We start from the raw sequence: 15909 nt of genomic DNA on the forward strand, positions 1-15909 counted from the left end.
TAAAATCTTTCTAATTTAACGATGATTATATCCATCTCTATGATTTGGAAAATGATTTTCATGCGCTCGGTTCGGACGATCTCTGTCCCATTTTGAACGATCACGATCACTATTCCAATGTGGACGATCTCGGTCATAACCTGAATGATGACGTCCACCATCGTCATATGGTGCAACAATACATCCTGTCAAAGATACACCAAGTAATCCAACCACTATCATTTGCTTGATCATCACTTTTCTCACTTAATTTATTTTGTCTCATGACAAAATAACGTGAAGTTATGTAGAGCCACTGAATATCACGTTTTATCTTGTAGAAAAATGCACATTATTTTTTCACATTTCAGGCTTTGAGTTGATATTTGCTTAGTTTTTTAAGATCAAGTTTCCCACTCAATCTTGGCTTTAAAATCCCGTATGATGTTATCTATTATTTTCTTTCCAAGAGAGCCCTTATGAAAATTTGCGATCAGATTGTTTTGGTCACAGGTGGTGCACACGTGGACTTAGTTTAGCCACCACCCATAGTTTATTAGCATAAGGCATGCGTGTTGTCGTAAATTATTAGAAAAGTACAGAAAGTAGCATTCAAATTAAGCCAAGAATTTCCTCAGCACGTTTTTTATTTATGAATCAGATGTGACTGATCCTGAACAGGTGCACAATATGTTTGCATAAACCAACCGCCATTTCGGGCAAGCAATTACTTCTGTGATCAACAATGCTTTGTTAAATTTCCAATTTAATGGAGATGAAAGATCCAAAGTTGAAACTCTGCGCTTGCAAAGCATGCAACAACAAATTGAAATCGCATTAAAAGCAACGTTAAATACCACACAGGCCGCTTTAGATGATATGAAAAAAGACCATTTTGGCCGTATTGTGAATATAGGAACAAATCTCGTGCAAAACCACACTTTGTCTTTGACTTAATTGCTGATTTAAAACCACTGAAGGAAGTCACAACGCCCGAACAATTTGCAGATGTCATTTTATTTTTCTTATTACCTTGGTCTAGAGCACTAACAGGGTAAAATTTAATCGCAGATGGCGGTTTAGTCAAAGGTTAATATTCTATATTTTCCTAGAGATCCTCATTTCAACCACCTATTCTACAGGTAGCAATAGGGATTTTATAAAGCTTTGACCCAATATAAGCGCACCATCTGTCCTCGATCATAAGGAAAACTAGACAAATATTCATAACCTAAACGATTATTTTTATTTATTTTAAACTCCATACCATAACCTACTGAAATATTTAAACCTTGTACCTCTTGTTGCACAGACTGCCCTGCACTCACCCGATTTTTAAAATCATCCGTAGTAAATGCAGTGTAATTAAAAATTTTAAAATACTCATCTTCATAAAATTGATTACTTAAAACCGAGTATTTCTTTAACCCCTGTTCATGTTCTTCTGCTAATTTCTTTTGTTCCTGATTTAAATCAGCATTGGCAATGTTCGTTGCAGTTTCTAGATCAGTCATTTGCGTTCTTTTTTGTTTCAATTGTTTAAAAAAATCATATTTATAGAATGGCTTAGGTTTAACTGAAGAATTATTTTCGAGCCGTTTATTTGAAGGGGTTAGAGTAATATCGGCATATGTATCGTATCCTATACACATCAACAAGATACTGCATAATATTTTTAGGTTCATGCGCCATCCATAACCAATAAAACTAGTTTGTTATTCTTTTCAAACTATAACATTCTTGAAAAATCTAGATGTATTTTTTAATGAGTTTTCTATAAAAAAGAGAGAGCATTATGCCCTCTCCTCTCTAAGGTTTATTTTTAAACATCCAAATTATTTTTGGATTAAGCTAAACCTTTGTCTTTTAATAATTGCAACATGGTTGAACCAAGTTCGGCAGGGCTACGTGTATATGCCATACCCGCTTTTTCAAATGCTGCAAACTTCTCTTCAGCTGTACCTTTACCACCTGAAATAATTGCACCTGCATGCCCCATACGCTTCCCTTTCGGAGCAGTCACACCTGCAATATACCCCACAACAGGCTTTGTTACATTTGATTTGATATATTCAGCCGCTTCTTCTTCCGCAGTTCCACCAATTTCACCAATCATGATGATTGCTTCAGTTTGTGGGTCTTCTTGGAACAATTTTAAACAATCAATTTGGTTCATACCTGGAATTGGATCACCACCAATCCCAATACATGTCGATTGACCTAGACCAAGTTTTGTTGTTTGTGCAACCGCTTCGTAAGTCAATGTACCTGAACGTGAAATCACCCCAATTTTACCTGCTTGGTGAATATGTCCTGGCATAATTCCAATTTTACATTCACCCGGAGTGATGATCCCCGGACAGTTAGGACCAATTAAGCGTGCATTGTTGCCATACGTTTCAAGATAACGTTTTGCTTTTAGCATGTCTAAAGTCGGTACACCTTCGGTAATGACAACGATCAACTCCAAACCGGCATCAATTGATTCAATAATTGAATCTAATACAAATGGTGCAGGGACATAGATTGAGGTTGCTGTTGCACCTGTTTCTTTCACTGCTTCATTCATTGTATTGAAAACAGGTAAGTTTAAGTGAGTTGTACCACCTTTACCCGGCGTTACCCCGCCGACTACTTTTGTGCCATACGCAATCGACTGCTCAGAATGAAATGTTCCATTTTTACCTGTGAAACCTTGTACCAATACTTTGGTGTCTTTATTTACTAATACGCTCATGATTGATACTCCTTACGCTTTCACTGCAGCAACAACTTTTTCTGCAGCATCGGCAAGACCTGTCGCAGAAATTAATTTTAAACCCGATTCATCAAGTAATTTTGCACCTAACTCTGCGTTATTCCCTTCCAAGCGAACAACCACAGGCACAGTCACATTTACTTCTTGAACTGCTGCAATAATTGCTTCAGCAATCATGTCACAACGTACTATTCCACCAAAAATATTAATCAACACAGCTTGAACAGATGTATCTGAAAGAATAATTTTAAACGCTTCAATAACACGGTCTTTGGTCGCACCACCACCAACGTCTAAGAAGTTTGCAGGCTGACCACCATACAATTTAATAATATCCATGGTTGCCATCGCTAGACCTGCACCATTCACCATACAGCCAATGTTACCTTCGAGTGCAACATAGTTCAGATCAAATTCAGATGCTTTCAACTCACGCTCATTTTCCTGAGATTTATCACGCATTGCAGCGATTTCAGGTAAACGATACAGCGCATTTGAGTCAATGCCAATTTTTGCATCGACACAAAGAATTTCACCATTTTCACGTACTGAAAGTGGATTGATTTCAAACAAAGCAAAGTCATTATCAATAAAGGCTTGGTAAGCACCTGTCATAATGGTCACAAATTGGCTCACTTGTTTGTCTTTTAAACCCAATTTAAATGCCACTTCACGTGCTTGGAAAGGTAATAAACCCACCAATGGATCTACTTCAATTTTAAATATCTTTTCAGGGGTTTCTTCGGCAACTTTTTCAATTTCCACACCACCTTCAGTCGATGCCATAAACGTTACACGACGACTTGAACGATCAACCACTGCGCCTAAATATAATTCACGTTCTACAGGATAAACATCTTCACAAACTAAAATGCTATTTACAGGTTGACCATTGGCATCTGTTTGATAGGTAACTAAATTTGTACCCAATAAACTTTTAGCATAGTCTGCCGCTTCTTCGGCAGATTTTACAACTTTTACACCACCTGCTTTACCACGACCACCTGCGTGAACTTGTGCTTTCATGACGGCGAATTTGCCATCAATTTGTTCAAATGCTTTTGATGCTTCTTCAGGGCTTGTAATTAAGATGCCTTCTTGCACTGGCATACCATATTTTTTTAACAGCGTTTTCGATTGATATTCATGTAGATTCATTTTTTACCTTTTACTACTTTTCACGTTGTTATTACCACCAATATTCAAACTTCCATCGCATTAAACATTGGCATTTATTAAAATTTGTTCTTTTATTAATAGATGATTATTCACTTAAAAACAACCATCAAAAGTAAAAAGAGCGGTCGAAACCGCTCTTTTGTATTATTTACGTTTACGCTGAATCGCGTGAATCGCACGTCCATCCACTGCAAGTGCAGCTTCATGTACCACTTCAGAGTACGTTGGGTGACCAAATGTCATTAATTGTAAATCTTCCACAGAAGATACAAACTCAAGCGCAATCATACCTTGGTGAACGATGTCTGAAGCACCAGGACCAATGATGTGCATACCCAATAAACGGTCAGTTTTTGCATCTGCAACAAACTTCACGAAACCTGCAGATTCATTCGCTGCTAAAGCACGACCATTCACTGCAAATGGGAATTGACCAGTTTTAACTTCATGACCTTTAGCAACTGCTTGCTCTTCAGTTAAACCCACCCAAGCCGCTTCTGGATGTGTATAAATCACAGAAATGATGGTGTCATAGTTTACTTGTGCAGCATGACCGTGCATACGCTCAACTGCCATTACGCCTTCTTCCATTGCTTTATGTGCAAGCATTGGACCACGTACCAAGTCACCAATTGCATATACGCCATCTACAGATGTCGCACACCAATCATTGACTTCAACCAAGCCACGTTCAGTCAATTTAATGCCTGAATCTTCAGCCAATAAACCTTCAGCATAAGCTTTACGACCTACACAAACAATCAATTTATCGAAAGTTTGAGTTTTGTCTTCACCGCCTTGAGTATATTGAACAGTCACTTCACGACCATTGATTTCCGTACCCGCAACTTTAGCGCCTACACGGATGTCTAAACCTTGTTTAGTCAACAGTTTTTGGTAGTCTTTTGCTAAAGCTTTGTCCGCCATTGGTAAGAATGCATCTAATGCTTCAAACACAACAACTTCAGAACCTAGACGACGCCATACTGAACCCAATTCAAGACCGATTACACCTGCACCAATTACACCCAAACGTTTAGGCACTTCTTGGAATTCTAATGCGCCAGTTGAATCTACGATAAGGTCTTCATCAACTTTAGCTACAGGAATATTTACAGGTACAGAACCCGTCGCAAGAATGACGAATTTAGGTTCTAAAACTTGAACTTCACCACCATCTAATGGTGTAAATTCAACTTTTTTACCTGCAAGTAATTTACCAGTCCCTTGTAACCACTCGATGCCATTGCCTTTTAATAATTGAGCAACACCACCCGTTAAGTTATCAACAACTTTGTCTTTACGTGCAAGAAGCTTTTGAAGATCAAGTTGAACATTTTCAACAGAAATCCCATGCACATCTAAGCCATGAAGTGTGTCTTCATAGTGATGTGAAGAATCTAAAAGTGCTTTAGAAGGGATACAACCTACGTTTAAGCAAGTACCACCTAAAGATGGTTTACCTTTGTGTACACGTTTTTCGATACACGCAACTTTGAAACCAAGCTGTGCAGCACGAATCGCTGCTTCATAACCACCTGGTCCACCGCCGATTACCACTAAATCAAATTGAGACATGCTTATCTCCAAAAACGAGCTTAGAGGATCGCCCTAAGCTCGTGTTGTTATTCTAAAGAATTAAAGGTCAAGGATCAGTTTAGCTGGCTCTTCAAGCAACTCTTTTACTGTTACAAGGAAACCTACAGCTTCTTTACCATCAATTAAACGATGGTCATAAGAAAGTGCTAAATACATCATTGGAAGAATTTCAACTTGACCATTCACTGCCATAGGACGGTCTTGGATTTTATGCATACCCAAGATAGCAGTTTGAGGTTGGTTCAAAATAGGTGTTGAAAGTAATGAACCGAAAGTACCACCATTGGTAATAGTGAAAGTACCACCCGTCATATCTTCAATCGAAAGTTTACCATCACGTGCTTTACCAGCAAATCCACGGATACCATTTTCAACTTCAGCATAGTTCATACGGTCTGTATCACGAAGTACAGGAACCACTAAACCACGATCAGAAGACACTGCCACACCGATGTCATAGAAACCGTGATAAACAATATCATCGCCATCGATAGATGCATTCACAGCTGGATAGCGTTTTAATGCTTCAGTACATGCTTTCACAAAGAAAGACATAAAGCCAAGACGTGCGCCGTGACGTTTTTCAAATGCGTCTTTATATTGAGCACGCATTTCCATGATTGGCTTCATGTTCACTTCGTTGAATGTAGTTAACATTGCAGTTTGCTGAGTTGCAGCAAGTAGACGCTCAGCAACACGCTTACGAAGACGAGTCATCGGAACACGTTTTTCGATACGCTCACCTACAGCAACACTTAATGGTGTTACAGAAGCAGCAGCTGGTTTAGCTTGATGATTTGCGACATCTTCTTTAGTGATGCGACCACCACGACCAGTACCTTCTACGTCAGACGCAGCGATACCTGTTTCAGACAATGCTTTACGTACAGCAGGTGCTTGGTCAGCAACTTGTGCACGCTCAACCACAGGCGCATTACCTGCTTGAGTTTGTGCAGCAGCTTGCTCAACTTTCTCTTCTGATTGCACAGCTTGAGTTTGCGCAGCACCAGAAACAGCACCTTCTTCAAACGTTGCAATTACTTCAGCTGAAAGAACTGTATCACCTTCATTTTTGATGATTGCAGAAATAGAACCATCGGCAGGAGCAACAACTTCTAAAACAACTTTATCCGTTTCAATATCACAAATCACTTCATCACGTGATACTGCTTCACCTGGTTGCTTATGCCAAGTCGCAATTGTTCCGTCAGCAACTGACTCTGGGAACACCGGTGCTTTAATTTCGGTTGCCATTATTTAGATTCTCCTGATTGATCAGCTACGATTGCAAGTGCATCAAGTACGAGCTGAGCTTGTTGTTTTGCGTGCAAGTATGGTGAGCCACATGCAGGTGCAGCTGAAGCCTCTCGTCCTGCGTAGCTAATACGAATTTGTTTACCAGAGTTGATTACGCCTTCGTATAAACGAGGAGCAATGAACAACCAAGCGCCTTGGTTTTTCGGTTCTTCTTGACACCAAACAAGTTCTTTAATGTTTGGATAAGTTGCAAGAACTTCAGCAATGCGTTGTTCTGGGTATGGATACAATTGTTCTACACGTACAATTGCAATATTCAGATTTTGTTCACGACGTTTTTCAAGTAAATCGTAATAAACCTTACCACCACACAATACGAGACGTGTTACATCTGCTTTGTTGATGTTATCTACTTCATCAATCACAGTTTGGAAAGTACCATTTGCAAGCTCATCTAAAGTTGATGTTGCAAGTTTATGACGAAGTAAAGATTTAGGTGACATCACGATCAATGGTTTACGTAAAGGACGAATCGCTTGACGACGTAAAACATGATAAATCTGTGCAGGTGTAGTCGGTGTGATCACTTGCATATTTTCTTCAGCACAAAGCTGTAGATAACGTTCTAAACGTGCAGATGAATGCTCTGGACCTTGACCTTCAAAACCGTGTGGAAGCAACATGGTTAAACCACACACACGCTCCCATTTGGTTTCACCAGAAGCGATGAATTGGTCAATCACCATTTGCGCACAGTTTGCGAAGTCACCAAATTGCGCTTCCCAAACGATTAAGCTTTTTGGCAAAGTCGTTGCATAACCATATTCAAATGCAAGTACAGCTAATTCTGACAATAATGAGTCATAAATTGCAGTACGTGGTTGGTTTTCTTTGATATGACAAAGTGGAATGTAAACCGAACCATCTACTTGATTATGCAGTTTCGCATGACGGTGCGAGAATGTACCACGACCTACATCTTCACCTGTTAAACGCACAAGGAAACCATCATCAAGTAAAGATGCATAAGCTAAAGTTTCAGCAGCACCCCAGTTCAATGGCATTTCACCTGTTTGCATTTTCAAACGATCATCAATGACTTTTTGAACTTGACGTTGCATCACAAAGCCTTCAGGCAATTGACGCATTTTTTGACCAAGCTCTTTTAAACGCTCGATCGGGAAACGTGTATCCCATTCATCTGTATAATCATGGCCTAGGTAAGGCGTCCAATCGACAAACATTTTTTTGTTTGGTTCTAAGACAAGTGCATTGGCAACATGTTTACCTGCTTCTAGATCAGCACGGTATTGTTCAACCATCGCATCCGCTGCAGCACGATCCAATACTTTTTCTTGTACCAATTGATCTGCATAAAGCGTACGAGTCGTCGCTTTTTTATTGATCACTTGATACATCATTGGTTGTGTTGCTGCTGGCTCATCCGCTTCGTTATGACCACGACGACGATAACAGAACATATCGATTACAACGTCTTTACGGAATGTATGACGGAAATCATGTGCTAATTGAGCAATAAACAATACAGACTCAGGATCATCACCATTCACATGGAAGATCGGGGCTTGGATCATTTTTGCAATGTCAGTACAGTATTCTGTAGAACGCGCATCACGTGGATCAGACGTTGTAAAACCGACTTGGTTGTTTACAACGATATGAACCGTACCACCCACTGTGTAACCACGAGTTTGTGACATTTGGAAGGTTTCTTGGTTGACACCTTGACCTGCAAATGCAGCATCACCGTGAACGATGATTGGTAATACATCATCACCACCGATGTCTTTACGACGTACTTGACGAGCGCGTACAGAACCTTCAACTACAGGTCCAACGATTTCTAAGTGTGATGGGTTAAATGCCAGTGCCAAGTGAACTTCGCCACCTGGAGTCATGACGTTTGATGAGAAACCTTGGTGATATTTAACGTCACCAGAACCTTTTTTATTAAGTGCCTTACCTTCAAACTCACCAAACAAGTCAGCTGGATTTTTACCCATGATATTGACAAGAAGGTTTAAACGACCACGGTGTGGCATCCCAATAACAACTTCTTTACAACCTACAGAACCTGCACGTTGAATCAGTTCATTGACCATAGGAATGAAAGATTCACCACCTTCAACACCAAAACGTTTAGCACCAACGTATTTATTACCAAGGTATTTTTCAAGACCTTCAGCAGCAGTTAAACGCTCAAGAACATGTTTCTTTTGTTCAGCAGAGAAACCGAATTGACCACGTGCACCTTCAAGACGTTGTTGAATCCAACGCTTTTCTTTGGTATCAACAATGTGCATATATTCTGCACCAATAGAAGCACAATATGTTGCTTCCATCGCTTCAACCATTTCACCTAAAGTTGCTTCAGTTTTACCAATCGCAAGATTACCTGCATTAAATACAGTATCTAAATCTGACTTGGTTAAACCATGCACTGCAAGATCCAAATCTGGAACGTCTTCACGTTTTGCCAAACCCAAAGGATCAAGTTTTGCTTTTTGATGTCCACGATTACGATACGCAGCAATCAGTTGCAACACGCCAATTTGGCGGCGTTCATGTTCAGTACTGACTTCACCTTGTACAACAGGTTGAACACGATTAGAGTTACGACCTAATAATAAGAATTGCTCACGAATGTTACCGTGGGGCTGATCACCTTTAGGGAATTTATCGAAATATTGTTGCCAATCCTCACCGACTGAGGTTGGAGAAGACAGGTACTGCTCGTAAAGCTCTTCAATATACGCTGCACTATCAGCGGAAAGTTCAGTGTCAAGACGCAGTGCGTCAGCAACTTCTTGCATTTGTGGACCCATTTCCTATTGCAAAAACATTAGAGGATGCTTTTTAAGCAAACCCAAGATTGATCATGCCAAACTGGTAAATTGGCACTCACCCTTTCGTTACTCAAAGACCAAAGGGCATTATACGGCATTAGAATTTTACTAATGCTGACAATGAATCATAACGCCCTCAATGGCATCACCACTCACTTATATACTCAACCGCAGCTGAGCAATTTTTTTGCAAATCGACTTAGAAAAAGCAAAACAATGATTTACTTTTTCTAAAGCGGTTTATTTTATAAGCTATTTCTATTTTATAAACTCAACAGCGCCCCACTTATGTTAAAAAATGTACGATATTTACCTATTTTTTCCACTTACAAAGATTTGTTAAATCCTAACATGAACTTAAGCCTCAATTGATTTTTTTGACACATACCACTCATAAAATAGCGAAATACATATCTATTATAATCTATTACTATATGGAGTTGTTTATATAAAAATTCAACCCATTCATATAAAAATACTATTTCAGCTTAAATAAAAAAAAGAGCGCACCTTAGTTTGAGGTGCGCTCTTTTATTTTTAGGATATTAACCCGCTTGGTCGAGCAACATGCTACGGATGTGACCGATTGCTTTTGTTGGATTCAAACCTTTAGGACATACTGATACACAGTTCATAATCCCTTTACAACGGAACAATGAGAATGGGTCGTCAAGACGAGCCAAACGTTCCTGTGTTGCAGAGTCACGTGAATCAATAATGAAACGGTATGCATTCAACAATGCAGATGGACCTAAGAATTTATCAGGATTCCACCAGAATGATGGGCATGAAGTTGAACAACATGCACAAAGAATACATTCATACAGTCCATCTAAGTGTTCACGCTCTTCAGGAGACTGTAAACGCTCTTTCGGTGGCGCAGGTTGATTGTTAATCAGGAATGGTTGAATTTTGTCATACTGATCGTAGAACTGATTCATATCCACAACTAAATCTTTAATCACTGGCAAACCTGGCAATGGACGAATCACGATTTTTTCAGGTAAATCGTTTAAGTTCCACAAACAAGCAAGACCATTTTTACCATTGATATTCACACCATCCGAACCACAAATACCTTCACGGCAAGAGCGGCGGAATGTTAATGATTCATCTTGTACTTTTAATGCAAGAAGTGCATCAAGCAACATACGATGCTTGTCTGTCAATTCAAGTTTAAAAGTTTGCATATACGGCGCTTTATCCTTATCAGGATCATAGCGGTAGATTTCGAATGTACGAGTACCTCTACTCATCTTAGTTCTCCCAATTAGAATGTACGTGGTTTAGGTGGAATTGGATCTACAAGTAATGGCTTATAGCGTACAGGCTTGTACTCTAAATGATTATCTGTAGAGAACCATAAAGTATGTTTCATCCACTCATCATCACGACGACCATATGGGTAATCTGCATGATCAGGTGGTAATTCATAATCTACAACCGTATGTGCACCACGACATTCTTTACGTGCAGCAGCAGAAATCAAGGTTGCTTTTGCAACTTCATACAAGTTTTCAACTTCTAAAGCTTCAATACGTGCAGTGTTAAATACTTTAGATTTGTCTTTCAAATGAATGTTACGTACACGCGGTTCAATCGCAAGGATTTGTTTTACACCTTCGTCAAGCAATGCTTGAGTACGGAATACACCTGCGTGATCTTGAACGATGTCACGGATTGCATCTGCAACTTCTTGTGCATTTTCACCTGAAGTTGACTCATCAAGGTGTTTCACACGTTTTAAAGTATTTTGAAGCACTGTTGTAGGCAATGGCGCATATTCATCGCCGTGATGTTTAGTCACGTAGTCGATGATGTGTTCACCTGCCGCTTTACCAAATACAACTAAGTCAAGCAATGAGTTCGTACCTAAACGGTTTGCACCATGTACAGACACACAAGAACACTCACCAATTGCATAAAAACCTTTTACAGGTTTAGTGAAGTTACGCTCACCACCATTATGTGAATATACATCAGTCGATTTATTATAATTCGCTTCAAGCGGTGTCGTTTCACGGCTTTCAGGAACAACCACTTGACCATGAATATTCGTAGGAATACCACCCATTTGATAATGAATTGTTGGTACTACAGGAATCGCTTCTTTAGTAATATCGACGTTTGCGAATTTTTTACCAATCTCAAATACAGATGGTAAACGTTTCATAATTGTGTCCGCACCTAAGTGAGTCATATCAAGAAGGATATAATCACCTTTAGGACCACAACCACGACCTTCTTTAATTTCTTGGTCCATCGAACGTGATACGAAGTCACGTGGCGCCAAGTCTTTTAAAGTTGGTGCATAACGTTCCATGAACGGTTCGCCGTCTTTATTACGAAGGATTGCACCTTCACCACGACAACCTTCAGTCAACAATACGCCTGCGCCTGCAACACCCGTCGGGTGGAATTGCCAAAATTCCATATCTTGCAATGGAATACCTGCACGAGCTGCCATACCAAGACCGTCACCAGTATTGATATATGCGTTTGTAGATGCACGGTAAACACGACCAGCACCACCAGTAGCAAACAATGTTGCTTTTGCTTGGAATACAGCAATTTTACCTGTTTCTTGGTCAATCGCAGTTACACCAAGGACATCACCTTCTTCATTACGAATAAGATCAAGTGCGATCCATTCAACAAAGAATTGAGTACCCATTTTCACGTTGCTTTGATAAAGCGTATGAAGGAGCGCGTGACCTGTACGGTCAGCAGCAGCACATGCACGTGGAACTGGCTTTTCACCATAGTTCGCTGCGTGACCACCAAACGGACGTTGATAGATTGTACCGTCAGCATTACGGTCAAATGGCATACCTAGATGCTCAAGTTCATAAACAACTTGAGGTGCTTCACGCGTCATAAACTCGATCGCGTCTTGGTCACCTAACCAGTCTGAACCTTTAACCGTATCATAGAAGTGGTAGTGCCAATTATCTTCTTGCATATTACCAAGAGATGCACCAATACCACCTTGTGCTGCAACCGTATGCGAACGTGTTGGGAATACTTTAGTCAGTACCGCAACATTCAAACCAGCTTGAGCAAGTTGGTAAGATGCACGCATACCTGAACCACCACCACCAACAATCACTGCATCGAATGTTTGATGTGGAATATTTGTGTAATCTTCTTTAGGGGTTATAGCGCCCATGACATCTTCCTATCAATTCGCCCAAAAAATCTGGATTGCCCAGATTGCATATGCAATTACAGCAATAATCACTGCTGATGTTAACACGATGCGTAAACCTGAAGCTGAAGGACCCATTTGACGCGTAGTCACATAGTCAGTGAATACTTGCCACATACCAATCCAAGCGTGTACAACAAGCGAGAAAACAGCCAATAAAGATAAAATCTTCATTGGAAGTGTCATCATGAAGCCTTTCCATTGTTCGTAGTCAAATCCGCCATTGCAAAGAATCCAACCAAGCACAACAACAGTATAAACAGCTAGAACAACAGCACTCACACGTTGGATATACCAATCACGAGAACCTGAACCCGTTAAACCTGTAGCACTTTTCATTAGAGAACAATCCATACAAATGATGCGATGATTGAAATCGCAGCCAAAATTAATGCAATTGTAGCTGCAACACGACCACTTTGCAGTTCTTCAGCAAAACCGAGGTCAGCAAGTAAGTGCTTAATACCCATAATCAAATGGAATAATAAGCCGGCTACAAACACCCATACAACAAAACGTACGATAAAGCCGCCAAAGATTGCTTGCACTTGCGCAAAACCTTCAGGCGAAGACAATGATTTGTCTAAAAGCCACAATAGTACCGGTACGAGTAAAAATACGATGACACCAGAAAGACGGTGTAGAATTGATGCAATAGCCACAGGGGATTTTAAGTTTACATCTAAAACTTGACCCATGGACAAATTGACAGGTCTGTTGCTTTTCACAGCGGGCATCCTGTAAGTAAAAACTCCATCCGGAGTTTGTTGGAATTAATTCGAAGGAAAGCTGGCATTATTAGGCAAGCAAATTGCCTAAACTTTTTAAACGACACCGAATTATAAATCGTGCACTGTCAAAATACAAACGATGCAATTTAGCTTTTTCATAAAAATAACCCTAAATAAGAATCATTTACATAAAATTAAACACTTATTCCACAATACTTAATCCCCCTTATTAAGCTATGTTATTATTTTTTAAAATAATATTTAAAACCCCATCCGCTTTTTTTAATTACTTGAAATTAAGACTAAAGCACAACACTTTACCTAGACTATTTTTCGATTCAAAAATCATCACTTATAATCATTTTCTATTTTATTTAAAATAATGGTATTGATATATTAAAGTTTGATAATTATTTTTTTAATAAATACCTATCATCACAAAGAAGTGATTTGACTTCATAGTTTATCATTAGAAATAAGCACTTAGTTTGTGAATAAATCAAATAAACACTGCTAAATAAATATATTTGCCTATTTTAACAGCAATTTTTAGCTCAAAATTCAACCCAAAGATTATTTTTCATTCAATTAAAATCTTTTTTTTACCATTTTTTAGTCAATCAATATTTAAAATGAAAAAAAATATTTCTGCTATTTTTACGCTTATTTTTTACTCATCTTCATTTTTTATTATTTGTAAGTTATGATTATTAGATGGTTTTAAATTTTTCCCACTTTCACCACAATATTTAAAATTTCAACAAATTTGGGCTTTAAATGCTTTTTTTGTCTAGCAACAATAATTATTTTTATGCACCAATTCGAGAATTTGTCTTATTATACTGAGCCGATACTGCAAGTTTATTTGAAAATATTTGAATGAAATTGTATGACTAAGCTACTGTGCTTATGTCACTTTTTATCCATAAGTATAATTGACAAAATTTCAGTACTCACTAAGCTAATAGCAATTTTTGATCTGTCTAACTTGTTTGGTAATGAATAACAATCACAAGTTAGATAAAACATTCACCAGGACAGGAGATCAATTGAATGTCTGCAGCAACTGGCAAAAAAGCCGTTTTACAACTTGATGGCAAAGAAATTGAATTACCAATTTACAGTGGTACATTGGGCCCAGATGTAATCGACGTTAAAGATGTATTGGCCGCAGGTCACTTTACTTTTGATCCTGGTTTTATGGCAACTGCTGCATGTGAATCAAAAATCACATTCATCGATGGTGGTAAAGGTGTTCTTTTACACCGTGGTTACCCAATTGACCAACTTGCAACTCAAGCATCTTACTTAGAAACTTGTTATTTATTATTAAGCGGTGAGCTTCCTACAGCAGAACAAAAAGCTGAATTTGAAGCAAAAGTTCGTAACCACACTATGGTTCACGATCAAGTTAGCCGCTTTTATAACGGTTTCCGTCGTGATGCTCACCCTATGGCAATCATGGTTGGTGTTGTGGGTGCGCTTTCTGCGTTCTATCACAACGGTTTCGATGTTGAAGATGTTAATCATCGTGAAATCACTGCAATCCGTTTAATTGCAAAAATTCCTACACTTGCAGCTTGGAGTTACAAATATACAGTAGGTCAACCATTCATGTATCCACGTAACGATTTAAGTTACGCTGAAAACTTCTTATACATGATGTTTGCTACACCTGCTGATAAAGATTACAAAGTAGACCCTATCCTTGCTAAAGCAATGGATCGTATCTTTACACTTCATGCTGACCATGAACAAAATGCGTCTACTTCTACAGTACGTTTAGCGGGTTCTACTGGTGCAAATCCTTACGCATGTATTGCTGCTGGTATCTCTGCACTTTGGGGACCTGCTCACGGTGGTGCAAACGAAGCTGTTCTTAAGATGCTTGATGAAATCGGCTCTGTAGAAAACGTTGCTGACTTCATGGAAAAAGTGAAAACTAAAGAAGTTAAACTTATGGGCTTCGGTCACCGAGTTTACAAAAACTTCGATCCACGTGCGAAAGTAATGAAAGAGACTTGTGACGAAGTTCTAAGCGCTCTTGGTATCAATGATCCACAATTAGCACTTGCGATGGAACTTGAACGTATTGCACTTTCTGATGAATACTTCATCAAACGTAACTTATACCCTAACGTAGACTTCTACTCAGGTATCATCCTTAAAGCGATTGGTATCCCAACAGAAATGTTTACTGTAATCTTCGCTCTTGCACGTACTGTTGGTTGGATCAGCCACTGGTTAGAAATGCACAGCGCACCTTACAAAATTGGTCGTCCTCGTCAGCTTTATACTGGCGAAGTTCAACGCGATATCAAACGTTAATTC

Annotated in this window: 12 protein-coding genes and 1 pseudogene; 2 read left to right on the forward strand and 11 right to left on the reverse strand. The window is 39.1% G+C overall.

The genetic code is table 11. The features are described 5' to 3' along the window. Nucleotides 1-15 precede the first annotated feature (15 nt). Nucleotides 16-234, reverse strand: coding sequence for a hypothetical protein (locus HX129_RS14000; protein WP_130074655.1), 219 nt, complete (start codon nt 232-234; stop codon nt 16-18). Between the two features lie 224 nt (nt 235-458). Between HX129_RS14000 and HX129_RS14005 the strand changes: the two are divergent. Next, nucleotides 459-1037: pseudogene (locus tag HX129_RS14005) on the forward strand (SDR family NAD(P)-dependent oxidoreductase). Between the two features lie 99 nt (nt 1038-1136). Here HX129_RS14005 and HX129_RS14010 read toward each other — a convergent pair. The 10 genes from HX129_RS14010 to sdhC all read right to left on the reverse strand — a co-directional run bounded on the left by HX129_RS14010 (nt 1137) and on the right by sdhC (nt 13584). Then, nucleotides 1137-1493 (reverse strand): hypothetical protein, encoded by a 357-nt coding sequence (locus HX129_RS14010; protein ID WP_180045692.1) that lies wholly within the window; start codon nt 1491-1493, stop codon nt 1137-1139. A 332-nt stretch (nt 1494-1825) separates the two neighbouring features. Next, the gene (sucD, locus tag HX129_RS14015) at nt 1826-2716 is read right to left on the reverse strand and encodes a succinate--CoA ligase subunit alpha (RefSeq protein WP_130074653.1); all 891 of its coding nucleotides are present in this window, start codon (nt 2714-2716) and stop codon (nt 1826-1828) included. A gap of 12 nt (nt 2717-2728) precedes the next feature. Then, complete coding sequence (gene sucC / locus HX129_RS14020) at nt 2729-3895, reverse strand: ADP-forming succinate--CoA ligase subunit beta (RefSeq protein ID WP_130074652.1); 1167 nt, start codon at nt 3893-3895, stop codon at nt 2729-2731. A gap of 165 nt (nt 3896-4060) precedes the next feature. Beyond that, nucleotides 4061-5494 carry a dihydrolipoyl dehydrogenase gene (gene lpdA / locus HX129_RS14025; RefSeq protein WP_130074651.1) on the reverse strand — a complete coding sequence of 478 codons (1434 nt, stop codon included), beginning with the start codon at nt 5492-5494 and terminating at the stop codon, nt 4061-4063. Between the two features lie 60 nt (nt 5495-5554). Beyond that, the gene (gene odhB, locus HX129_RS14030) at nt 5555-6769 is read right to left on the reverse strand and encodes a 2-oxoglutarate dehydrogenase complex dihydrolipoyllysine-residue succinyltransferase (RefSeq protein WP_130074650.1); all 1215 of its coding nucleotides are present in this window, start codon (nt 6767-6769) and stop codon (nt 5555-5557) included. Next, on the reverse strand, nt 6769-9606 hold the full coding sequence (locus HX129_RS14035) for a 2-oxoglutarate dehydrogenase E1 component (RefSeq protein WP_130074649.1): 2838 nt from the start codon (nt 9604-9606) through the stop codon (nt 6769-6771). Before HX129_RS14035 ends, odhB begins: the two co-directional genes overlap by 1 nt. A 578-nt stretch (nt 9607-10184) precedes the next feature. Continuing rightward, nucleotides 10185-10895 carry a succinate dehydrogenase iron-sulfur subunit gene (locus HX129_RS14040; RefSeq protein ID WP_130074648.1) on the reverse strand — a complete coding sequence of 237 codons (711 nt, stop codon included), beginning with the start codon at nt 10893-10895 and terminating at the stop codon, nt 10185-10187. A gap of 14 nt (nt 10896-10909) precedes the next feature. Then, complete coding sequence (gene sdhA / locus HX129_RS14045) at nt 10910-12808, reverse strand: succinate dehydrogenase flavoprotein subunit (RefSeq protein ID WP_130074647.1); 1899 nt, start codon at nt 12806-12808, stop codon at nt 10910-10912. A 12-nt stretch (nt 12809-12820) separates the two neighbouring features. Next, the gene (gene sdhD / locus HX129_RS14050; protein ID WP_130074646.1) at nt 12821-13186 is read right to left on the reverse strand and encodes a succinate dehydrogenase, hydrophobic membrane anchor protein; all 366 of its coding nucleotides are present in this window, start codon (nt 13184-13186) and stop codon (nt 12821-12823) included. Continuing rightward, a complete protein-coding gene (gene sdhC / locus HX129_RS14055; RefSeq protein ID WP_130074645.1) occupies nt 13186-13584 on the reverse strand; it encodes a succinate dehydrogenase, cytochrome b556 subunit in 399 nt (132 codons plus the stop codon). Before sdhC ends, sdhD begins: the two co-directional genes overlap by 1 nt. 1047 nt (nt 13585-14631) lie before the next feature. On the opposite strand from sdhC, the gene gltA reads away from it, so the two are divergent. Next, nucleotides 14632-15906, forward strand: a complete 1275-nt coding sequence (gltA, locus tag HX129_RS14060) for a citrate synthase (RefSeq protein ID WP_130074644.1) — start codon at nt 14632-14634, stop codon at nt 15904-15906. Nucleotides 15907-15909: the final 3 nt, after the last annotated feature.

Origin of the sequence: Acinetobacter sp. 251-1 (genome assembly GCF_030329305.1) — a bacterium.
In the GTDB taxonomy this organism is placed as follows: Bacteria; Pseudomonadota; Gammaproteobacteria; order Pseudomonadales; family Moraxellaceae; genus Acinetobacter; species Acinetobacter piscicola_A.

Excerpts from the sequence above, each read along its gene's own strand:
- HX129_RS14000 (WP_130074655.1), bottom strand. The coding sequence starts at position 234 with ATGATCAAGCAAATGATAGTGGTTGGATTACTTGGTGTATCTTTGACA.
- HX129_RS14010 (WP_180045692.1), bottom strand. The coding sequence starts at position 1,493 with ATGACTGATCTAGAAACTGCAACGAACATTGCCAATGCTGATTTAAAT.
- sucD (WP_130074653.1), bottom strand. The coding sequence starts at position 2,716 with ATGAGCGTATTAGTAAATAAAGACACCAAAGTATTGGTACAAGGTTTC.
- sucC (WP_130074652.1), bottom strand. The coding sequence starts at position 3,895 with ATGAATCTACATGAATATCAATCGAAAACGCTGTTAAAAAAATATGGT.
- lpdA (WP_130074651.1), bottom strand. The coding sequence starts at position 5,494 with ATGTCTCAATTTGATTTAGTGGTAATCGGCGGTGGACCAGGTGGTTAT.
- odhB (WP_130074650.1), bottom strand. The coding sequence starts at position 6,769 with ATGGCAACCGAAATTAAAGCACCGGTGTTCCCAGAGTCAGTTGCTGAC.
- HX129_RS14035 (WP_130074649.1), bottom strand. The coding sequence starts at position 9,606 with ATGCAAGAAGTTGCTGACGCACTGCGTCTTGACACTGAACTTTCCGCT.
- HX129_RS14040 (WP_130074648.1), bottom strand. The coding sequence starts at position 10,895 with ATGAGTAGAGGTACTCGTACATTCGAAATCTACCGCTATGATCCTGAT.
- sdhA (WP_130074647.1), bottom strand. The coding sequence starts at position 12,808 with ATGGGCGCTATAACCCCTAAAGAAGATTACACAAATATTCCACATCAA.
- sdhD (WP_130074646.1), bottom strand. The coding sequence starts at position 13,186 with ATGAAAAGTGCTACAGGTTTAACGGGTTCAGGTTCTCGTGATTGGTAT.
- sdhC (WP_130074645.1), bottom strand. The coding sequence starts at position 13,584 with ATGCCCGCTGTGAAAAGCAACAGACCTGTCAATTTGTCCATGGGTCAA.
- gltA (WP_130074644.1), top strand. The coding sequence starts at position 14,632 with ATGTCTGCAGCAACTGGCAAAAAAGCCGTTTTACAACTTGATGGCAAA.